The sequence below is a fragment of the Streptomyces sp. SID5469 genome (assembly GCF_009862865.1).
Classification (GTDB): domain Bacteria; phylum Actinomycetota; class Actinomycetes; order Streptomycetales; family Streptomycetaceae; genus Streptomyces; species Streptomyces avermitilis.
Genome location: NZ_WWIN01000001.1, coordinates 5,471,416 through 5,492,814 on the forward strand (window position 1 = coordinate 5,471,416; position 21,399 = coordinate 5,492,814).

The 21,399-nt window shown below is 70.2% G+C and carries 17 protein-coding genes; 7 read left to right on the plus strand and 10 right to left on the minus strand.

Translation table 11 applies throughout. From position 1 onward, the window contains the following. Window positions 1-72 precede the first annotated feature (72 nt). A complete protein-coding gene (locus tag GTY58_RS23430) occupies window positions 73-1,539 on the minus strand; it encodes an FG-GAP and VCBS repeat-containing protein (protein ID WP_010985904.1) in 1,467 nt (488 codons plus the stop codon). 261 nt (window positions 1,540-1,800) lie between these two features. Here GTY58_RS23430 and GTY58_RS23435 point away from each other — a divergent pair, with 261 nt between their 5' ends. Next, window positions 1,801-2,202 (plus strand): DUF6281 family protein, encoded by a 402-nt coding sequence (locus GTY58_RS23435; RefSeq protein ID WP_052082356.1) that lies wholly within the window; start codon window positions 1,801-1,803, stop codon window positions 2,200-2,202. Between the two features lie 99 nt (window positions 2,203-2,301). On the opposite strand, the gene GTY58_RS23440 is transcribed toward GTY58_RS23435, so the two are convergent. Both GTY58_RS23440 and GTY58_RS23445 read right to left on the minus strand, forming a co-directional pair. Next, the gene (locus tag GTY58_RS23440) at window positions 2,302-3,723 is read right to left on the minus strand and encodes a hypothetical protein (protein ID WP_052082358.1); all 1,422 of its coding nucleotides are present in this window, start codon (window positions 3,721-3,723) and stop codon (window positions 2,302-2,304) included. 254 nt (window positions 3,724-3,977) lie between these two features. Further along, window positions 3,978-6,245, minus strand: coding sequence for a (Fe-S)-binding protein (locus tag GTY58_RS23445; RefSeq protein ID WP_010985907.1), 2,268 nt, complete (start codon window positions 6,243-6,245; stop codon window positions 3,978-3,980). Between the two features lie 245 nt (window positions 6,246-6,490). On the opposite strand from GTY58_RS23445, the gene GTY58_RS23450 reads away from it, so the two are divergent. The 6 genes from GTY58_RS23450 to GTY58_RS23475 all read left to right on the plus strand — a co-directional run bounded on the left by GTY58_RS23450 (window position 6,491) and on the right by GTY58_RS23475 (window position 13,467). Continuing rightward, a complete protein-coding gene (locus GTY58_RS23450; protein WP_010985908.1) occupies window positions 6,491-7,543 on the plus strand; it encodes a glycosyl transferase in 1,053 nt (350 codons plus the stop codon). A 95-nt stretch (window positions 7,544-7,638) separates the two neighbouring features. Next, window positions 7,639-9,507, plus strand: coding sequence for a molecular chaperone DnaK (gene dnaK / locus GTY58_RS23455; RefSeq protein ID WP_010985909.1), 1,869 nt, complete (start codon window positions 7,639-7,641; stop codon window positions 9,505-9,507). Next, the gene (gene grpE / locus GTY58_RS23460; RefSeq protein WP_010985910.1) at window positions 9,504-10,169 is read left to right on the plus strand and encodes a nucleotide exchange factor GrpE; all 666 of its coding nucleotides are present in this window, start codon (window positions 9,504-9,506) and stop codon (window positions 10,167-10,169) included. Before dnaK ends, grpE begins: the two co-directional genes overlap by 4 nt. Window positions 10,170-10,205: 36 nt before the next feature. Then, the gene (gene dnaJ, locus GTY58_RS23465; RefSeq protein ID WP_010985911.1) at window positions 10,206-11,396 is read left to right on the plus strand and encodes a molecular chaperone DnaJ; all 1,191 of its coding nucleotides are present in this window, start codon (window positions 10,206-10,208) and stop codon (window positions 11,394-11,396) included. Between the two features lie 4 nt (window positions 11,397-11,400). Continuing rightward, window positions 11,401-11,850 carry a helix-turn-helix domain-containing protein gene (locus GTY58_RS23470; protein ID WP_010985912.1) on the plus strand — a complete coding sequence of 150 codons (450 nt, stop codon included), beginning with the start codon at window positions 11,401-11,403 and terminating at the stop codon, window positions 11,848-11,850. Window positions 11,851-12,351: 501 nt separating this feature from the next. Then, on the plus strand, window positions 12,352-13,467 hold the full coding sequence (locus GTY58_RS23475) for a substrate-binding domain-containing protein (RefSeq protein ID WP_037649088.1): 1,116 nt from the start codon (window positions 12,352-12,354) through the stop codon (window positions 13,465-13,467). Between the two features lie 203 nt (window positions 13,468-13,670). On the opposite strand, the gene GTY58_RS23480 is transcribed toward GTY58_RS23475, so the two are convergent. From GTY58_RS23480 to GTY58_RS23510, 7 genes are all read right to left on the minus strand, one after another. Further along, window positions 13,671-13,949 carry a hypothetical protein gene (locus GTY58_RS23480; RefSeq protein ID WP_037649090.1) on the minus strand — a complete coding sequence of 93 codons (279 nt, stop codon included), beginning with the start codon at window positions 13,947-13,949 and terminating at the stop codon, window positions 13,671-13,673. Window positions 13,950-14,044: 95 nt separating this feature from the next. Further along, window positions 14,045-15,586: a WhiB family transcriptional regulator gene (locus GTY58_RS23485; RefSeq protein WP_237528880.1), complete on the minus strand. Its 1,542-nt coding sequence runs from the start codon at window positions 15,584-15,586 to the stop codon at window positions 14,045-14,047. Window positions 15,587-15,746: 160 nt separating this feature from the next. Then, a complete protein-coding gene (locus tag GTY58_RS23490; RefSeq protein WP_042493454.1) occupies window positions 15,747-16,367 on the minus strand; it encodes a hypothetical protein in 621 nt (206 codons plus the stop codon). An 11-nt stretch (window positions 16,368-16,378) separates the two neighbouring features. Further along, a complete protein-coding gene (locus GTY58_RS23495; RefSeq protein WP_010985917.1) occupies window positions 16,379-17,611 on the minus strand; it encodes a hypothetical protein in 1,233 nt (410 codons plus the stop codon). Next, complete coding sequence (locus GTY58_RS23500) at window positions 17,608-18,216, minus strand: hypothetical protein (protein WP_037649092.1); 609 nt, start codon at window positions 18,214-18,216, stop codon at window positions 17,608-17,610. The genes GTY58_RS23495 and GTY58_RS23500 overlap by 4 nt, the downstream gene beginning before the upstream one ends. 37 nt (window positions 18,217-18,253) lie before the next feature. Beyond that, entirely contained in the window at window positions 18,254-18,883 is a 630-nt protein-coding gene (locus GTY58_RS23505; RefSeq protein WP_010985919.1) for a hypothetical protein, read from the minus strand. Window positions 18,884-19,096: 213 nt separating this feature from the next. Beyond that, window positions 19,097-21,367, minus strand: a complete 2,271-nt coding sequence (locus tag GTY58_RS23510; protein ID WP_010985920.1) for a hypothetical protein — start codon at window positions 21,365-21,367, stop codon at window positions 19,097-19,099. Window positions 21,368-21,399 lie beyond the last annotated feature (32 nt).

Below are 21,399 nucleotides of genomic sequence, written 5' to 3' on the forward strand. Positions count from 1 at the left end.
GTCAGGATTCCTGTGTGTGACTCGCGACGCGTACGAAGGGTTGTGTGCGGATGTCCACGAGGTGAACCGGTCCTACTTCAGCCGCAGCGGTACGCCGATGGCGTCGGGCGTGAAGAGCTGGACCTTCTTCGGGTCGAAGCCGTCGTCCGTGCCCCGCAGGACCAGGTACGCGCCCTTCCGCTTCTCGTAGAGCGGCCCGAAGACGACCGCGTCCGCGTGGCCGTCGTCGTCGACGTCGAGCAGCGGGGGCCGGTGGCCGAAGGCGTTCCAGTAGTACGGGTTCGGGGTGCCGGGCAGGCCGCCGGTCCGGGCGTCGACCACCTGCTCGCCGGCCAGGGACTGGGCCCCGTCCGCGCCGCCGGGCAGCAGCGTCACCTTGCCGTCGTGCCGCCGGAAGCCCGGGGTGTTCACCACGATGTCCGGCTTGCCGTCGGCGTCGACGTCGCCGACGGAGGGCGAGGAGCCGAAGTCGACGCGGCGCCGGTCGGCGGTGTCCATGCCGCCGATCACGGTCTCCTTCCGGCCGGTGTTCAGGCCGGACTTCGCCCCGTACAGGATCGTCAGGGCACCGCCCGCGCCGGGCATGTCCGCGGGGGCCACGGCCAGCTGGGTGGGCACCAGCAGATCGGTGAGCCCGTCGCCGTCCGCGTCGCCGGCGACCGGCGTGCGCAGGCCGTCGTCGGTTCCCGCCAGGGCCCCGATGCGGGCCTCCTGACGGGTGTCCCGGACCAGACCCCGCCCGCCGCCCTCGTAGTAGCCGACGCCGTGCAGGTCCGCGGGCGCGGTCTCGTCCTCCTCGGGGTCGAAGGAGTACGTGAACACCACCTCGGCCCTGCCGTCGCCGTCGAAGTCGCCGGTGGTGGCTGTGGCGGGGGTGGCGTAGCCGTGCTGGCCGAGGTCGAGCACGGCCTGCCGCTTCGGTTTTCCGGCGCGGTCGAAGGGGCCGTACAGGAGCAGGCCGTCGCTGCCCTTGCCGGTGGAGTTGGGATCACCGGAGCCGCCGTGGCCGCCGTCGAGCAGGTCCACGGAGCCGTCGCCGTCGAAGTCGGCGGCGGCCAGCGGGCGGAAGCCGTCGGGCAGGCCGAGCCGCCTGGCGGGGCCCAGTCCGTGCGCGCCGCCGAACAGCGCGAAGGGCTCGCTCACGGTCTCGTTCACGCCGCGGCCGCCGACCAGGTCCGTGAAGCCGTCGCCGTCGAGGTCGGTGCGCAGCAGCGGTGACATGAACATCGAGAACGGCCGGCTGCCCGCCGGAGTCCGCTGCGCGGTGGCGGTGTTGAGCCCTTCGCGCGAGCCGTAGACGACGACCAGCGTGGCGGCGTACTTCTCCTTGTCCTTGGACGTCGACTCCACGATGTCCGCGAAGTCGTCGAAGCCGTCGCCGTTGAAGTCACCGGAGTCGGGGTGCGCGGCGGCCTTTCCGGCGGTGGGGCGCTGGGGGCGGTCGCTGTCGGAGGGTTCGTCCGAGGCGCACGCCGCGGCGGTGAACAGCAGGGCGCAGCCCAGGACGGCGGCGGCGGTCGGTCGGCGGCGCGTGCGCATGGCGGTTCCAGACGGGGAGTTGGGGTGCGGGCCGGGGGTGCGGAGGTGCGGGGGTGCGGTCGGGGGTGGGAGTGGGGGCCGGGTCGGAGCAGGGGCTCTCGGGGGTGACTCGGGAGGCGCGCGAAAGGTTGCGCCGGCGCTTCGCGAACCCGGCCGGGTCGTTCGGCGTCGTTCTACTGCCCTGCCCGCTCTTCTCGCCTGCTTGTTCGTCTCACTCCTCTTGCTCTTCTCCTCTTGCTCTTCCACCGGAAGGACGCAGTGATGACCGGTTCAACGTCCATGAGGGCCGTACTGGCCGCGGCGGCTCTCGCCGCCCTGGCCGTCGGGTGTATGCCGTCGGACGGCGGTGGTGTCAGCGCGGGGTCCTGCGACGACGTGATGGAGTTCGATCACCGCACCTACCTGAGCGTCGGCGATGTCGAGTTCACGGTCGGGGCCGAGGCGGGCGCGGCGGGCCGGCCGCCCTGCGACGACACGGGCGGAGAGAGCGAGGAGGAGACGCGGTTCGATATGACCGCGTACGAGGTCGAGGGGCTCGACACCGGCGTCGCGATCGCGGTCGGCGACTCACCGCACGGCGCCCGGCTCTACGCGATGTACGAAGAGGACGGGGACCTGCCCGCCGAGGTGCAGAAGTTCATCGGCGGGGGCCAAAAGGACTAGTACGGCGGCAGACAACGCTAAATCGGCGGTGGGGTGAAGGTCCTCAGGACCTTCACCCCACCGCCCGTGGTGCCGTGACCGGGGCGTCGAACCGACCCCTTACTCGGCGGCTCCTGCGTCGCCGGCTCCTGCGTCGGCGCCTCCACCCTGGTCAGCGCCCGCACCCGTGTCGGTACCCGCACCCGTGTCGGCAACACCCTGGTCCGGGGCCTGCTCGGTGCCCGCGTCCGGGGCCTGCTCGGCGCCTTCCTCCGGTGCCTGCTCGGTGCCCTGGTCCGGTGCCTGCTCGGTGCCCGTGTCCGGTGCCTGCTCGGTGCCTTCCTCCGGGGCCTGCTCGGTGCCCTGGTCCGGGGCCTGCTCGGTGCCCGTGTCCGGTGCCTGCTCGGCGCCTTCCTCCGGTGCCTGCTCGGTGCCCTCGTCCGGGGCCTGCTCGGTGCCTTCCTCGGGTGCCTTGCCGGTGTTGTCGTCCGGGGCCTGCTCCGTGCCTTCCTCCGGGGCCTTGCCGGCGTTGTCGTCCGGGGCCTGCTCGGTGCCCTCGTCGGGGGCCTTGCCGGTGTCGTCCTGGGTGCCCTCGTCCGGGGCCTTGCCGGCGTCGTCGTCCGGGGCCTGCTCCGTGCCCTCGTCGGGGGCCTTGCCGGTGCCGTCGTCCGGGGCCTGCTCCGTGCCTTCGTCGGGCGCCTTGCCGGTGTCGTCCTCGGTCTTCTCGTCCGGGGCCTTGCCGGTGTCGTCCTCGGTGCCTTCCTCGTGGCCCTTGCCGGTGTCGTCCTCGGTGCCTTCCTCGTGGCCCTTGCCGGTGTCGTCCTCGGTGCCTTCCTCGTGGCCCTTGCCGGTGTCGTCCTCGGTGCCTTCCTCGTGGCCCTTGCCGGTGTCGTCCTCGGTGCCCTCCTCGTGCTCCTTGCCGTTGCCGTCCTCGGTGCCCGGCTTGGTCCCGTCCGGACCCTTTTCCGGACCCTCGTCCCCCGGCTTCTTATCCGTGTCGTGCTTCTCGACCCAGTTCTCCTCCTTCCAGTTCTTCGTGTCCTTCTCGTTCCAGTAGCACTTGTCGTCCTTGTGCTTCTCCCAGTAGTTGTACTCCTTGTACGTGTTCCAGTAGTAGTACTTGCAGTGCTTTTCCACCACGTAGTAGCAGTCGTAGTGGTAGTCCCAGTAGTACTTGTGGTTGTACTGCACTACGTAGTAGGAGTTGTAGTGGTCGTCCCAGTAGTAGTTGTGGTCGTTTTCTGTGTAGTAGTAGCAGCTGCAGTGCTCTTCGAAGTAGTACGTGCGGTTGTTGGCCTTGCAGGAATACTTCTTGCCACTCTTCTTGTGGCCCTTGCCAGGCTTCTTACCGCAAGGCTTCTTCTGCTCCTTGGCGTGGTGCCCCGGGGCCGTGGGCGGCATCTTGGGCATCGGGGCCGCCGACGCGACGGCGGCCGGCAGAATGACACCTCCGGCGACCACCGCCGCCGACGCGGCCGCCACCGCCATTCCCAGACGGTACTTGGGGCGGACTTTCTCATTGCTGCGCGTCTTGCTCATCATGGCTTTCTCCTTCTGAAGTGAAGGCACCCTTCGTGCCCGGCCGGGCCCCCATTTGCTTTCCGGTGTTTCCGGTGAGCCCGTACTTCAAGTAAGCCCGCAGCGCGCAGAAAGGTCATGTTCCGACAGTTCGGGACTTGACACAGAAGAAATCAACGAGTAGGTCGGCCCGGTGTGAGGGGATCCGGAAACGACGGCACCCCATGTCCCTGGGCTGAACCAGGGGCATGGGGTGCTCCGTGACGGGGCCGTGCCCGTTACTTCACGGGCTCGGGCTCCGGCGCGCTCTCGGCCTCGGCCTCGCCGGCCGGGTCGAGGGGCGTCCTGACGGAGTCGAGCAGCAGCTGGGCGACGTCGACGACCTGGATGGACTCCTTCGCCTTGCCGTCGTTCTTCTTGCCGTTGACCGAGTCGGTCAGCATGACGAGGCAGAACGGGCAGGCGGTCGACACGATGTCCGGGTTCAGCGAAAGAGCCTCGTCGACACGCTCGTTGTTGATGCGCTTGCCGATCCGCTCCTCCATCCACATCCGCGCACCACCGGCGCCGCAGCAGAAGCCGCGCTCCTTGTGGCGGTGCATCTCCTCGTTCCGCAGGCCCGGCACCTTGCCGATGATCTCGCGCGGAGGCGTGTAGATCTTGTTGTGGCGGCCCAGGTAGCAGGGGTCGTGGTACGTGATGATGCCCTCGACCGGCGTGACCGGGACCAGCTTGCCCTCGTCGACGAGGTGCTGGAGCAGCTGGGTGTGGTGGATGACCTCGTAGTCGCCGCCGAGCTGCGGGTACTCGTTGCCGATGGTGTTGAGGCAGTGCGGACAGGTCGCGACGATCTTCTTGGCCGACTTCGGCTTCTTCGTCGACTCGTCCTCGTCATCCTCGCCGAACGCCATGTTCAGCGCGGCGACGTTCTCCATGCCGAGCTCCTGGAAGAGCGGCTCGTTGCCCAGGCGGCGGGCGGAGTCACCGGTGCACTTCTCGTCGCCGCCCATGATCGCGAACTTGACGCCCGCGATGTGCAGCAGCTCGGCGAAGGCCTTGGTGGTCTTCTTGGCGCGGTCCTCCAGGGCTCCGGCGCAGCCGACCCAGTAGAGGTACTCGACCTCGGACAGGTCCTCGATGTCGCGGCCGACGACCGGGATCTCGAAGTCGACCTCCTTGGTCCACTCCAGGCGCTGCTTCTTGGCCAGCCCCCAGGGGTTGCCCTTCTTCTCCAGGTTCTTGAGCATCGTGCCCGCCTCGGACGGGAACGCGGACTCGATCATCACCTGGTAGCGGCGCATGTCGACGATGTGGTCGACGTGCTCGATGTCGACCGGGCACTGCTCGACGCAGGCGCCGCAGGTGGTGCAGGACCACAGGACGTCGGGGTCGATGACGCCGTTCTCTTCGAGGGTGCCGATCAGCGGACGCTCGGCCTCCGCCAGAGCGGCGGCGGGCACGTCCTTGAGCTGCTCCTCGCTCGCCTTCTCCTCGCCCTCCATGGTCTTGCCGCCGCCGGCCAGCAGGTACGGGGCCTTGGCGTGCGCGTGGTCGCGCAGCGACATGATGAGGAGCTTGGGGGAGAGGGGCTTGCCGGTGTTCCAGGCGGGGCACTGCGACTGGCAGCGGCCGCACTCGGTGCACGTGGAGAAGTCGAGGAGCCCCTTCCAGGAGAACTGCTCGACCTGGGAGACGCCGAAGACGTCGTCCTCACCGGGGTCGGTGAAGTCGATCGGCTTGCCGCCCGACGTCATCGGCTGGAGCCCGCCGAGGGCCGTCCCGCCGGTCGCGTTCCGCTTGAACCAGATGTTCGGGAAGGCGAGGAAGCGGTGCCAGGCGACACCCATGTTGGTGTTCAGGCTCACCGTGATCATCCAGATCATGGTGGTGCCCAGCTTGACCATCGCGGTGAAGTACACGAGGTTCTGGAGCGTGCCGAGGCCCAGGCCCTTGAAGGCCAGGATCAGCGGGTACGAGGCGAAGTACGCCGCCTCGAAGTGGTCCACGTGGTGCAGCGCGCCCTCGAGGCCGCGCAGTACGTAGATCGCCAGACCGATGGTGAGGATGACGTACTCGACGAAGTACGCCTGGCCCATCTTGGAGCCCGCGAACCGCGACTTGCGGCCGGGCCGCGACGGCAGGTTCAGGAGGCGGATCGCCATCAGCGTGATGATGCCGAGGGTGGTCATCGCCGCGATGAACTCGATGTACAGCTCGTACGGCAGGAAGCCGCCGATCACCGGGAGCGTCCAGTCGGCCTCGAAGAGCTGGCCGTACGCGGTGATGATGGTCGGCGGCAGCGTCAGGAAGCCGACCGCCACGAACCAGTGGGCGAAACCGACGATGCCCCACCGGTTCATCCGCGTGTGGCCGAGGAACTCCCGCACCAGCGTCACACTGCGCTGATAGGGGTTGTCGGTCCGGGTGCCGGCGGGCACGGGCTGGCCGAGCTTGAAATACCGGACGAACTGGCCGATGGCGCGTGCGAGCAGCGCCACGCCGACCACGGTCAGGACCAGCGACACGATGATCGCGGCGAGTTGCATTTGGGGGCTCCTCGGGCCTGCGAGGCGGTTCTTTGAGAGTGATTACTAAGCGGTAACTTATGCAGTCCGTCTGAGACTACCCACTTCCTGCGCCGCACTGTAGCCAGGCGGGCGGTGATCTGCGTCGCTGAGGTCAGCCTGAGTGGGGATACCGCCGCCCTCTCCGGACGAAGCCCCGGAAGGGGGCGGTAAACCCGATCGTGTTATTCACGCAAAATTGTGACATCAGGCAATAACTTGGACCCGTGCTGTACGGGATCATTGCCGCCACCTCGGCCCTCCTCCTCGCCTCCGCGCTCGCCGCGGTGCTGCGGGTGCCCGCGCTGCGGCTCGGCCTCGTCGAGCGGCGCCGGGGGCGGACGGTGTCGCGGCTCGGGGGCGCCGCGGTCGTCGTCGGGACCGTGGTCGTCGCCGGGGTGGGGGACTGGTCCGGTGTCGCCCGGCTCGGGACCGGGGTCGGGGAACTGCTCGTCGTCGGGGCCGGGGTCGGCGCGCTCGGGCTCGTCGCCGATCTGCGGCCCGTCCCCCGGGTCGTGCGGCTGGCCGGGCAGGCCGCCGCCGCCGCGGCCGTCGTCCCGTACGACGAACTCGGCGCCGGCGCGGGGCTGTTCGCGGCCGCCTGGATCGTCCTCGTGACCAGTGCCTTCGGCTCGCTCGACCAGGCCGACGGGGTCATGGGTACCGTCGGCGTCGTCACCGCCTTCGCGCTCGGCGGGTGTGCCGCCGCCGAGGTCATGGACGGACTCGCGGCGCTGCTGAGCGTGCTGGCCGCCGCGCTCACCGGGTTCCTGATGCACAACTGGGCGCCCGCGCGGACCGTGGCCGGGCGGTGCGGGGCGCTGTTCACCGGGTTCGTGCTCGCCTCGGCCGCGGTCCTCGTGCACGCCGGGCGGGAGCCGCTGGGCAGCGCCGGTGCCCTGTTCGCGCTGACCGCCGTGGCCACCGCCGATGGCGTCCTCGTGCTCGCGGGCCGGCTGCGCGGTGGCCGCCCGGGCCCTGGCGCGGGCCGGCGGGGCCTGGCGCACCGGCTGCGCGGACTCGGGCTCACCGCGCGCGGGGCGGCGGTCGTCATCGGCGCCGCCTCCTTCGCCTCGGCCCTCGTCGGGCTCCTCATCGACCTGGGGTGGGCGGGGCCGGGCGCCGCGTGCTGGGTGGCGGGTGCCGCGGGGGTCTCGGTCCTCGGGCTGCTCCGCGTTCGGGTGCCCTCCGATCGGGGGTTTCGCATGCACCCCGATCGGGGCACCCGACCGGGAGTTGTCCCGCCTCCCGGCGCTTCCTTGCGTGTAAGGAGCGGATAAGACTTGAGTCGGCTCGACTCAGGTCTGTTGACCCAGCGACTTGGGTGATGCACACTTGAGTCCGTTCCACTCAAGTCATTGCTGGAGGAATTGAAATGGCACGTGCGGTCGGCATCGACCTGGGCACGACTAACTCCGTCGTCAGCGTTCTGGAGGGCGGCGAGCCCACCGTCATCACCAACGCCGAGGGCGCCAGGACCACGCCGTCCGTCGTCGCCTTCGCCAAGAACGGTGAGGTGCTCGTCGGCGAGGTCGCCAAGCGTCAGGCGGTCACGAACGTCGACAGGACGGTTCGTTCGGTCAAGCGCCACATGGGCACTGACTGGAAGATCAACCTGGACGGCAAGGACTTCAACCCGCAGCAGATGAGCGCCTTCATCCTGCAGAAGCTGAAGCGGGACGCCGAGGCCTACCTGGGCGAGAAGGTCACGGACGCGGTCATCACCGTCCCGGCGTACTTCAACGACTCGGAGCGCCAGGCGACGAAGGAGGCCGGCGAGATCGCCGGTCTGAACGTCCTGCGCATCGTCAACGAGCCGACGGCCGCCGCCCTGGCCTACGGCCTCGACAAGGACGACCAGACCATCCTCGTCTTCGACCTCGGTGGCGGCACGTTCGACGTGTCCCTCCTGGAGATCGGCGACGGCGTCGTCGAGGTGAAGGCCACCAACGGTGACAACCACCTCGGTGGCGACGACTGGGACCAGCGTGTCGTCGACTACCTGGTGCAGCAGTTCAAGGCCGGCCACGGTGTGGACCTGGCCAAGGACAAGATGGCCCTCCAGCGCCTCCGCGAGGCCGCCGAGAAGGCCAAGATCGAGCTGTCCTCGTCCACCGAGACCTCGATCAACCTGCCCTACATCACGGCGTCCGCCGAGGGCCCGCTGCACCTGGACGAGAAGCTCACGCGCGCCCAGTTCCAGCAGCTCACCGCTGACCTTCTGGAGCGCTGCAAGACGCCGTTCCACAACGTCATCAAGGACGCGGGCATCAACCTCTCCGAGATCGACCACGTCGTTCTCGTCGGTGGCTCCACCCGTATGCCCGCCGTCGCCGAGCTCGTCAAGGAGCTGACCGGCGGCCAGGACGCCAACAAGGGCGTGAACCCGGACGAGGTCGTCGCCATCGGCGCGGCCCTCCAGGCCGGTGTCCTCAAGGGTGAGGTCAAGGACGTCCTGCTCCTCGACGTGACCCCGCTGTCCCTCGGTATCGAGACCAAGGGCGGCATCATGACCAAGCTCATCGAGCGCAACACCACGATCCCGACCAAGCGGTCCGAGATCTTCACGACGGCCGAGGACAACCAGCCGTCCGTGCAGATCCAGGTCTACCAGGGCGAGCGCGAGATCGCGGCGTACAACAAGAAGCTCGGGATGTTCGAGCTGACCGGTCTGCCGCCGGCCCCGCGCGGGGTCCCGCAGATCGAGGTCGCCTTCGACATCGACGCCAACGGCATCATGCACGTGACCGCGAAGGACCTGGGCACGGGCAAGGAGCAGAAGATGACCGTCACCGGCGGCTCCTCGCTGCCGAAGGACGAGGTCGACCGGATGCGCCAGGAGGCCGAGCAGTACGCGGACGAGGACCACCGTCGCCGCGAGGCCGCCGAGACCCGCAACCAGGGCGAGCAGCTCGTCTACCAGACGGAGAAGTTCCTCAAGGACAACGAGGACAAGGTCCCCGGCGAGGTCAAGACCGAGGTCGAGGCGTCCATCGAGGAGCTGAAGGCCGCGCTCAAGGGCGAGTCCGCCGAAGGCGACAACACCGCCGAGATCCGTACGGCCACCGAGAAGGTCGCCGCTGTCTCGCAGAAGCTGGGCCAGGCGATGTACGCCGACGCCCAGGCCGCGCAGGCGGCGGGCGGCGCCGAGGGTGCCGCCGGCGGCGAGCACGCCAAGGCCGCTGACGACGACGTCGTCGACGCCGAGATCGTCGACGAGGACCGCAAGGACGGTGCCGCGTGACGGAGGAGACCCCGGGTTTCGACGAGAAGCCTGACGTCCCCTCCGGCGCCACCCCTGAAGACGCCGAGCCGAAGGCCGCCCCCTCCGAGGGGGCGGCCCCGGCCGGGGACGCGGCAGCAGCAGCCCAGACGGCGGCCCAGACGGCCGGCCTGACGGCCCAGCTGGACCAGGTACGCACGGCGCTCGGCGAGCGCACGGCGGACCTCCAGCGACTCCAGGCCGAGTACCAGAACTACCGCCGCCGGGTCGAGCGCGACCGGATCGCGGTCAAGGAGATCGCCATCGCGAACCTCCTGACCGAGCTTCTGCCCACGCTCGACGACATCGGCCGCGCGCGGGAACACGGCGAACTGGTCGGCGGCTTCAAGTCGGTGGCCGAGTCGCTCGAGACCGTCGCGGCGAAGATGGGGCTCCAGCAGTTCGGCAAGGAGGGCGAGCCCTTCGACCCGACGATCCACGAGGCCCTGATGCACTCGTACGCGCCCGACGTCACGGAGACGACGTGCGTGGCGATTCTGCAGCCGGGGTATCGGATCGGCGAGCGGACCATCCGGCCCGCGCGGGTGGCCGTCGCCGAGCCCCAGCCGGGCGCGCAGACGGTCAAGGCCGACGAGGCGGAGGCGGCCGACGACAAGGAGAGCGGTGGCCCGGAAGAGGGCTGACGTGACAAAGGGCGTACGGAAGGAGGGACGTCGAGGATGAGTACCAAGGACTTCATCGAGAAGGACTACTACAAGGTCCTCGGCGTCCCCAAGGACGCCACCGAGGCCGAGATCAAGAAGGCGTACCGGAAGCTCGCCCGCGAGTTCCACCCGGACGCCAACAAGGGCAACGCCAAGGCGGAGGAGCGCTTCAAGGAGATCTCCGAGGCCAATGACATTCTCGGCGACACCAAGAAGCGCAAGGAGTACGACGAGGCACGCACCCTCTTCGGCAACGGCGGCTTCCGTCCCGGCCCCGGCGCTCAGGGCGGCTCCTTCAACTTCGACCTGGGCGACCTCTTCGGAGGCGGCGCGCAGCAGGGCGGCGGCGCGGGGGGCGGCTTCGGCGGCGGGATCGGTGACGTCTTCGGCGGCCTGTTCAACCGTGGCGGCGCCGGCCCCGGCACCGGCACGCGTACCCAGCCGAGGCGCGGCCAGGACATCGAGTCCGAGGTCACGCTGAGCTTCACGGAGGCGGTGGACGGTGCCACGGTGCCGCTGCGCATGTCCTCCCAGGCCCCCTGCAAGGCCTGTTCGGGCACCGGCGACGCCAACGGCACACCGCGCGTGTGCCCGACGTGCGTCGGCACCGGACAGGTGGCGCGGGGCTCGGGCGGCGGCTTCTCGCTGACCGACCCCTGCCCGGACTGCAAGGGCCGCGGCCTGATCGCCGAGAACCCCTGCGAGATCTGCAAGGGCAGCGGCCGCGCCAAGTCCTCCCGGACGATGCAGGTACGCATCCCCGCGGGGGTCAGCGACAGCCAGCGCATCAGGCTCCGCGGCAAGGGCGCCCCGGGTGAACGGGGCGGACCGGCGGGCGATCTGTACGTCGTCGTGCATGTCGACGCCCACCCGGTCTTCGGCCGCAAGGGCGACAACCTCACGGTGACCGTGCCCGTCACGTTCGCGGAGGCGGCCCTCGGCGGCGAGGTGAAGGTGCCCACCCTGGGCGGCCCCGCCGTCACCCTGAAGCTGCCGCCGGGCACGCCCAACGGTCGTACGATGCGGGCCCGCGGCAAGGGCGCGGTCCGTAAGGACGGCACCCGCGGAGACCTGCTGGTCACGGTCGAGGTCACCGTGCCCAAGGACGTGTCGGGCAAGGCTCGTGACGCCCTGGAGGCGTATCGCGAGGCGACCGCGGGCGAGGACCCGCGGGCGGAGCTGTTCCAGGCCGCGAAGGGAGCATGAGGAGATGGACGGCCGTCGTCGGAACCCCTATGAACTGACCGAGGAAACCCCGGTCTACGTCATCTCGGTGGCGGCCCAGCTCTCCGGCCTGCACCCGCAGACCCTGCGTCAGTACGACCGTCTCGGCCTGGTCTCCCCCGACCGCACCGCCGGCCGGGGCCGTCGCTACTCGGCCCGCGACATCGAACTGCTGCGCACCGTCCAGCAGTTGTCGCAGGACGAGGGCATCAACCTGGCCGGCATCAAGCGCATCATCGAGCTGGAGAACCAGGTCGCCGCGCTCCAGTCCCGCGTGGTGGAACTGGAGTCGGCCCTGGACGGCGCGGCGGCCATGATGCAGCAGCGCGAGGCCGCGGTCCACGCCTCGTACCGCCGCGACCTGGTCCCGTACCAGGAGGTCCAGCAGACGAGCGCGCTGGTCGTGTGGCGGCCGAAGCGCCAGTCCTCGGACTGACGGCTTCGCATCTGCCCGAAGGGCCCGGAGGCCGACGCCTCCGGGCCCTTCGCGTGCGGCTTTCCCGGTCGGTGCGGCATCCCGGGCCGCGTCGGCCGGCACCGAGACTGTCCAGCATGTGGACAATTCCGTGGGCGTCGAGCGGTGGCGCGGCGGCGACGAGCGGGGCGCGTGAGAGCGGCGGGAACGCCGGACACGACACGGGCGGCGGCGCGGAAAGGCGCCTCATGCACGCTCGGTGATCAGGCGAACACCCTTCCTGACCTGGGAAGTTGATGCCTCGTCAACCTCAGGATCTCCATCAGATGAAGGTGTCGAAACGGCTACCCTTCCCCACCTTGCCTTGGTCTTCACTTGACTTACACAGAAATGCTGTTGCCATCTCGTTAACCCGTACTCCTTGACGCTGGGTGCGGTGGCCGCGTTGGCTTTCAGCCACCTGGGTCGCAACGCTGCTCCCCCGCCCGGAAGGCACCTGATGTGAACACTCGTAACACCGGTATGCGCCGTACGCGTCGTACCGTCATAGCCCTGGCCACCTCCACGGCGGCCGTCTCCCTGTCCGCCTGCGGGGTGGTCGACGGGATCGGGAACGCCAGCGGCTCGGCGAGCCCGAAGAAGGGCAACGACATCACGGTGGGCCTGCTTCTCCCCGAGAAGGAGAACTCGCGCTACGAGAAGTTCGACTACCCCATCATCAAGGAGCAGGTCGCCAACCTCACCAAGGGCAAGGGCGACGTCGCGTACGCCAACGCCGACCAGGACGCCGCCAAGCAGAGCCGGCAGCTCGAGCAGATGATCACCGACAAGGTCGACGTACTGCTCGTGGACGCCGTCGACTCCAAGGCCATCGCGAGCGACATCCAGAAGGCCAAGGACGCGGGCATTCCCGTGATCGCGTACGACCGCCTCGCGCAGGGGCCGATCGACGCGTACATCTCCTTCGACAACGAGCTCGTCGGCCAGGTGCAGGGCCGCGCCCTCGTCGGCGCCCTCGGCAGCGACGCCGCGACCGACAAGGTCGTCATGATGAACGGGTCGCCCACCGACCCGAACGCCGCGCAGTTCAAGGCGGGCGCGCTCAGCGAGCTCCAGGACAAGGTGAACGTCGCGAAGTCGTACGACACCAAGGACTGGAAGCCGGCCAACGCCAAGGCCAACATGATGGAGGCGATCCAGGCCATCGGGCTGAGCAACATCGCCGGCGTCTACTCCGCCAACGACGGCATGGCCGGCGCGATCATCGACGCGCTGAAGACGGCGGGCGTCAGCAAGGTCCCGCCGGTGACCGGGCAGGACGCGGAGCTGGACGGCGTGCAGCGGATCGTGGCGGGCGACCAGTACATGAGCGTGTACAAGTCGTACCCCCAGGAGGCCACCGCCGCCGCCGAGATGGCCGTGGCCAAGGTGCAGGGCCGCTCGATCGAGTTCGACGCGCTGACCCGCGACAAGGTCGACAGCCCGACGGACAAGAAGATCCCGGCCCAGCTCGTTCCCGTGGTCGCCCTCACGAAGGACAACATCGAGGACACGGTGATCCAGGACGGGATCTACAAGATCAAGGACATCTGCACGGCGAAGTACAAGTCGGCGTGCTCGGCCATCGGGCTGAAGTAGCGGGACGGGAGCGGCCGGAGCGGCCGGCGCCGCGCCGCGTGACGGCGGTAGCGGCGAGGGCCGCGGGGGTGTGAAGGGGCGTGCGGGCCGGGGCCCGGCGCCGGAGCGCGGGGGCTGTGACGGACTTGTCGCCGGCGCCGGAGCGGTAAGGGCTGTGACGGACCCCGCCCCGGCGCCGGAGGCCCTGTGGGGCCCCGGGCCGGTCAGCCCACCTGTTCCGTCGAGCCGTCCGGATGGACGAGGAGGCGGATCTCGCCGCCGTAGCGGTCGTCCGTGATGACGGCCGGGGTCGGGGCGCCCAGCTGCTGGGCGCGCTGCTGGAGGATCGAGATGACGATGTCCTGGATGTCCCCGTAGGGCGGGGCGGTGACCGGGACGCCGTCGATCAGCCCGGCGTTGGGGGAGAAGACGCGCACCTGGGCGCCCGTCGCCTCCGCGGCGGCGGGCGCGACGGGGCTGACGGGCGGGGTCGTTTCGGTCATCGGTGGGCGTCCTTCTGGCTGGGGCGGCGGGGGAGGCGACGCGGGCTGCACGGGGGCCGGGGTCGAGGCCGGCCGGGGGCGGAGCTGGGGTCGGGTCAGGCGCTCTTCGCCCGCTCCTGACCGTCGGCCGGGCCCGGGCCGCGGTCGCGAGTGTACGTACCCCGGGAAAGCCGTTGCAGGTGACCCGACTTGACCATCGCGGACAGGACGTTGCTGATGGTCTTCGCGGGGTCGCCGTACACGCCGGCCGGCAGGGTGCGCAGGACGTCGCGGGCCGAGAAGGCGCCCGGGAAGGTCTCCGCGGCCCGCTCGACGGCGGCACGGATGCTGGGCACGGACGCGGCACGGCGGTCGTGGCCGCCCTCGCTGGGGTGCGGCGGGGGGCGTAGCGCGGCGGGCGCGGTGTGCGAACCCAGGTGCGGCAGGCGGGACGTGAGCTCGCGCAAGGCCGCGCGTACGGTCTCCAGAGGGGCGTCGTCGGCGCCGTCACCCGGCCCGGCCGTGCGGTCGGAGGTGGCCGCGAGCATGGTGGCGACCTTCTCTATGTTGGCCAGCGAGGAGAGCAGGTCGCGCAGCAGCGGCTCCAGGAAGTCGCGGCGCAGCGCGGCCACGGGGTCGCTCATGGCGAGCTCGACACTGACGGAGCCGGTGAGGGGGCGCAGGAGCGCGAGGGGGACGGTACCGCCGCCCGCGACACCGGCCGCGCCGACGGCGCCGTTCGGGCCCGCTGCATCTGCCGTGCCTGCCGTCCCTTCCGTCCCTTCCGTCCCTTCCGTCCCGCCGTGGTCGGGAGCGTCGTCCGGGAGCATCGAGGTGACCGCCGTCCGCACCTCGCGGATGTCCCGCAGCGTCTCGGGGGTGATGCCGCCCCCGGGCACGGTCAGCAGCATCGCCGCGAGCTGTTCCACGCTCACGAGCGCGGGCAGGGCGGACCGGATGAGCGGACCGAGCACGGCCTGCCGTACGGCCTGGGCGGGATCCGTGAGCGAGAAGACGATCCGCTGCCCGGCCTCGGCCGCTGCCATGGGTTCCTCGTTCCTGCTTTCCCTCGGCGTCCGCGATCTTCGCGAACCGGGGCGAATATGCGACTGCAACGATTCCGGTGCGTCCGTGTCGGATGGTCCGGCCGCCAACAGGTCCTGTCCTGAGGCCAGTTGGTCCTGGAGTGTGTCGAAGGCGTCCAGGACCCGCTCGAGTTCGGGAAGGGCGGGGTCGGCCGGGCGGAGTGCGGTGGCGTCGGATGTACGGGACCTGAGTCGCGCCAGCCGACGGGGCACCGACATGCAGCCGGGTCCGGCCGCCTCGCGGACGGGCAGGTCGCCGTTCTCGTCGCCGAGCCCGAGGGCCAGGCGCAGCCGACGGCGGTCGTCCGCCGTGGTCGCGGCCGTGTACCCGGACGGTTCGGCGTGCGCGACCGCGTCCTGGAGGCATTCCGCCCACAACGGGCAGGATGCGCACAGGTCGCGCGCGGTGCGGAGCAGGATGAGGTACTGACGACGCTGCTGCGGCGTACCGCCCCGTACCGCCTCCGCGTTCTCCAGCAACGGGTGCTGGAAGACGTCCGGACGGCGCCGGCAGGGCAGCGCGGCGTCCGGCACATAGGCCCGTACGGGCCCGCGGGCAGGTGGAGCGGGCATTGCAGGCAGCGTCGTATGGCTCGCCATACGCATTTTTGTTGTCCCCCGTGGTGATCCTTGATCGCGAGGGACTTTAAAACATTCTGTCAACCGCACGCAACGCATCTGCAAAGCCATGGGCGCTCTCACACAGTGACGGCTCACAACATTCACGCGCACATCAACTGTCCGCCCGTTCAGTGGCCTTGGCGCCCGGCTGCGCGGCACGGTCACGCCGTACGCCGGTGAGCAGGGCGCTCACCCCCCGGCGCGCCACGGCGGTGCCGCCGCCGCGGACGGCCAACACCCCCACCACGCCCAGGAATCCGGCGGCGACGCCGGCCTCCGGCACGAACATGCCTAGGACGGAGGTGATGACGAGAATCACATCGGCGAGGACGACGGTGACTCCGCGCCGTCCGGGATGTTCCCTCACCATCCAGGCACCGAGCAGCGCCATGCCGGCCAGCGCCCAGTACCCGAAGACGGCCTGACCGCTGACCGTCAGTCCCTGTCCCCAGCGGGCAGCCTCACCGGCCGCGGCGAAGTATCCGGCGAGCGCGGCGGCGACGGTCGTGGAACCGAGGGCCAGCAGCAACTGCCCGCGCCCGCGCAGCAGCCAGACGGCCAGCCCGAACAGCAGCAGGGCGCAGAGGGTGACGAAGTTCGAGCCGCTGGAGGAGGCGATGACGAAGAGGGTGCAGGCGGCGGCGAGTCCGAAGACGAGGCGGGGGAGGAGGCGGACGGCCCAGGGGTCGGTCTTGTCCTGGTGAAGGAGACGGAGGAGTCGGCTGCTGCTCATGCGGGGGCGGTTCACATTCCCATGTCTGTGTCGTGCGCCTTGGCGGCGGCCGGGGGTGCCTGCTCCGGTTCCGTGGGACGCAGCACGCCGTGCCCTGCCGGGACGACCTGCTTGGGCGTGACGGTGACGCCGGGCATGAAGGGGGTTGCTGCCGCGGCGGACACGGTGGCGGGCGCGGGGGTGGGGTGGCCCGCGGGGGTCGGCTGGGGCTCCCGCACTTCCCGCACTTCCTGCACTTCCTGTGCTTCCCGCGCTTCCTGTGCCACCTGGGTCTGCCGCGCCTCCTGGGCCTGCGGCACCTGCTGAGCCTGCTCCTTCTGCGGCTGCTGCTCTTGCTCCTCGACGCCGGGCGCGGCCGCCTCCTGCTCCGCCCGCAAGGCCAGGACTTCCTCGGTGAGCTTCTCGACGTCGGCTTCGCGTCCGTCCAGGCGGGCCACCCCCGCGCAGAGCTCGAGGACGGCGGCACGCTGGGCTTCCGGAGTGGGCAGGGAGCGCAGGACGTCCAGGTTGAGATAGCCGGCCTTGGTCAGCTCGTTGGCCTTCTCGTCGTAGGCGAAGGTGTGGAGCTGCGCGCGTACGGCGTCGCGGGAGAGCAGCTCCTGCGTCTCGGGAGGGAACCCCTCGAGCTTCGTCGACGGCGGCGGGTACATGAACCGGATGATGTCCAGCTTGCCGTCCTCGCGGAGCTGGGGCGCCTCTGTCTGGTAGGCGACGGTCCCGGGATTGAGTTCGGCCATGAAGAAGAGGGCTTCGTTCTCGGTGCGCGTGGCGTACTTCTGGGAGAGGGCGGACCAGGCGTCGCCGGCCAGTTCCCTGCCGCTGTCCTTGTCCAGCTTCAGCGCCGTACGGACCGCCGGGTCCCACAGATGCAGCTCGCCCAGGGCCTTTCCGCCCGGAGTCCCCTCCAGGTAGCGCACGGACTCCTCGGCCTCGGCATACGCGGCGGCCACGTGCATGCTGTAGAGATCTTCCCCCACGCCGATGTCCGGGTGCTCCTCCAGCTTGTAGGACCAGAAGGCGGACCTGGTGTCGGGGTGGGGCAGCTCGACGTCCTGCTCCGAGGCGATCTCCCGCAGCCGCTCGCGGAGCTTCTCCTTGTACTGTTCGGGCGGGAGTTGGGCGATGCCTTCGCGCAGTTGCCTGGCGATCTTCTTGACCTGGGCCGGTGTCAGCTCGCCGTCCCCGGCCCGCTGCCGGGCACGAGCGTCGTCGAGGATCTCGACCGGCAGTGGCTCCTGGCTCATGGGGCCTCCGGTGGGTAGCAGTTGACCTCGATCAGTACTCCCCGGCTCTCTCCCGGGACGGGAGCGAGGCCGGGGTTGACCGTGAGTACGGTGATGCGTCCTTCAGGGCCGTCCTCCGGCCACATCGCCAACCGGTAGGGATCCATGTCCTCCAGCCGGAGATCGCGGGGCATGAGCCAGTGCCGCTCGTGCGGCGGCTCGGGGAAGTCCGGGGCGTCCCAGGCTCCCGAGAAGGTGGGTTCGCCGAGCACTGTCCGCGCGGCTTCCTCGTACGCGGCCCACACCTCGGCCGCCCGCGCGAGGACCTCGTCGTTCTCGGACGGGTCGTCGGCCCAGAGATTCCAGCTCGTCCAGCCGAGCTGCTTGACGGGAGCCCATCCGCCGCTGCGCACGGGGGAGAGTTCGATGCTCTGTCCCGTGGAGCTGCGCACGCTCAGCACGCGCTCGGCCGAGGTCGGCTGCCAGCCGAACAGCGCGCACCAGTCGTCCAGCGCCTGCCCAGGGCTCGGCGGACCCGCCCAGACCGCGGGCCAGTCCACGTGCTCGAGTCCCTTCAGCTCCTCGGCCAGTTGCTCGGGTGTCCGCTCGATCCGCAGGGTCGTCATCCCATGTCGCCTTCCTCGTGCTCCTGCCGGCCCCGGGTCATCCGAGCCGCTCCCGCCGGGGACTCTCCGCGTGAGCGGGGTCGTGGCAGGCGAGGCTGATCCTCGCATTGGCCGGTGCCGGCCGGGCCTGTGAGCCCTGGTCGAGCGTCGTCCTCAGTTCGATCAGGGGCGCTCCGGGCGTACGGAAACGCCACACCGCGAGCCGGTACGGGTCCCGTTGCCGCCGGCGCCGCTCCGCACTGGGCCATGCCGCCGAACCGGGCAGTTCGGGGAAGTCCGGGGCGTCCCAGGTGCCGTTCCAGGAGGGCCAGCCCATGAAGCCGCGCAGGGCGGTCACATACGCCGCCCAGTGGGCCTCCGCCAGTTCCGCGACCACCCCGTTCTCCCCCGCGTGCCGCCCTCGCGCCGCCCACACCGTGTGTTCGACGCGGGTCACCGGGCGCTCCGGTGCCTGGGCGGCCAGGTACAGCCGGCCGCCCAGGGGTGTGCGCACCCGCAGGCCCGCCTCGAACCACAGGGGCCGCCAGCCGAAGCCCGCGCACCAGTGGGCCCGCTTGCCGGCGTCCCGGGGGACGCCCCGCCACACCGTGGGCCAGTCGACCCCGACGAGCTGCTCCAGCTCCGCGACCAGTTGATCGGGGGTGCGGTCGGTGGTCAGGGCCGGCATCGGGGTTGCTCCTCGGGGTGGTGGGGACGGTCGGGGTGGCGGGCGCGGCTAGTGCCGCAACAGGCAACGTTCGCCCCGTCGCGACGCCCGGCACGCACTCTCGCCGCACCGGCCGAAAGCCCAAGTGCGTCCAGTACGAGGGCCTTCGGCCGGCACGCCGAGAGCACGCACCGGACGCCGCTCCTTGACGGGCAAACGTTGCCTGCCGCGGCACTAGACACGGCCGCTCGGGCCGCGGGGGTCCCGCGGCGAGGCCGGGGCCGGGGCCGGGGCCGGGGCCGGGGACTGCTTGGGCGTGACGGGGGGCTTGGGGGCGGCGGTCCGGGGGCTGGGCATGGTCGGGCGGGGCTGGGGTGCGGGTGCGGGTGCGGGTGCGGACGGCATCGGGCGTGGTGCCGCCGGCTGCGGCTGAGGAGCCGCGGGGCGCTGCTCGGCCGGTGCCGACGACTGCGGAGCCGGCTGCTGCCCGCTGGAGCCGCTGACCCGGCGGCCGCGCCTGGGGGCCGGCTCGGGCGCGGACGCCGACGGCTGCTCCTTCGCCGACGGCCCGTCGCTCTCGTACGACCTGCGTGCCGTCTCCGCCGCCTGGTGGGCGGTCTGCCGCTGCTCGCGCTTCGACTGGCCGAGCCAGCCCCGCTTCTGCAGGGCGGCTCGGCCCCGGCCCTTGTTGGCGAACTTGTCCACTGCCCAGGCCGTACCGCGCACCGTGCTGCCGGCCGCGCGGCCGGTGCCCTTGGCGGCGTTACCCGCCACGCGTCCGGTGGTCCTGGCACCGGCCACAGCCAGGCCCGGGGCCATGACGGCCGCCTTGTTGAAGGTCGCGTCGGCTCCTTCGCGGATGCCCAGCGCGTCCTCGCCGCCCGCGACCTGCGGGGTGAAGTTCCCGGCGAGGAGCTTCTTCAGCATCATGACGACGGCGACGGTGACCAGGAGCAGCATCAGCAACTGCGTACCGAGGGCCACCCTGGCGGGCAGGATCATCTGGTACAGGACGAGCAGCACGGTGAGGATGACCCCGAAGCCCGCGCGCAGGACGAAGCTGTGGATGAAGGTCTCCAGCCAGCTCTTCAGCAGTTTCTGCTGGGAGGGATGGATGCCGAGCGTGGCGACCAGCGGCAGCAGCATGACCAGGATCAGGGTGACCGCGTGCCAGAGCAGGGTGAGGGCGCTGAGCACGAGGACCATCACACCGACGATGAAGGCCGCCACGACGGAGTAGAAGGCGATGCCCACCCGGTTGCTGGAGTTCTTGCCGGCCCAGTCGTTGAACGCGACGGGGTAGATGCTCTTGTCGGGTGCCTTCTCGCCGACGGCGATGTCCTTGCGGATCTCCTGCCACTCCTTGAACTTGTCGACGTGGTCGCGCTGGTCGTCGACGTTGGTCCAGGACTGGGCCGCGGCCTGGCGCACCCGCAGGTCCTCGCAGCGCGCGCCCTTGCCCCAGTAGCAGGACGTGCCGGCGCTCTGCGGGGCGCAGACGCCGTCCGCCGATATGCGCCCGCTCTTGTTCTTGAAGATGCAGGTCTTGCCCACGTCGCCGAACTGCCCGAGGGCCCACGGCCGGAAGACGAGCGTGTCGTACATGGCGCAGCTCGACAGGCGAAGACCTCGTCTTCCGTCGTCGTCCTTGCCGCCCTTCGGCAGATCGCACGGGCTCTGCATCTCGCCCGAAGCGCCGGCGAGCACGGTCGCGGTGAACGCGGAATTGGCCTGGGCGATGTAGTTGTCCGCGCTTTCGACGACCTGGTGGTAGTTGTTTCCGGTCAGGAACGCGGTGACGGCGATGACGGTGAGGGCGGTCCAGGAGATTCCCGACCACACCTCGCGCATGTCTCCCTTGCGCCACTTGGTGAAGACCCAGAGTCCGACCAGCAGAATCATGACCGCGACGGCGGGCTTGAGCACGTTCTCGCGCAGCGTGGTCACGACGTTGTCGCGGCCCGAGTAGAGGCCGGAGAACGGGCTCGGGTTGGAGGCCATTTCCTTGATGGAGATGGAGAACCGGGTGAGAACCTTGGTGCCGTTGAGAATGGTGTCCGCGATGCCGTTGTTGACATAGGCCATGACCTGGCAGGAGTCGGCGCCGCTTCCCCACGTGCCGTTGTCCTGGGAGGCGTTGCCCTTGCCCTTGAAGGTCATGGACCAGTTCAGGCCCCGCATGCCGTTCAGCTCGTACAGGGTGTAGTTCGAGGCCTTGTCGATCGGCATCTTGACGGCGCCGGTGACCATTCCCGTGTCTTCGCTCAGGTTCTGGGCGCTCTCTCCCTGCCACTGCGCGACCGCGGGAATGATGGACTCACCGTTACTGCCCGGCGAGTCCATCTGATAGCTCTCGTCACCGGTGAAGTTGCAGGAGAAATCCGCGTACGCCGAGGTCGGTACGGCCAGTGTGAGGGCCACCAGGGCCAGCACCACGAACAGGCCGGCACGGACTGCGGCGCCGAACCTGCCGATCCTGCGGCGCAGTGCATTGCGCGGGGGCATCTTGATTCCTTTTGGGCGAGAGGAGGGGCTGC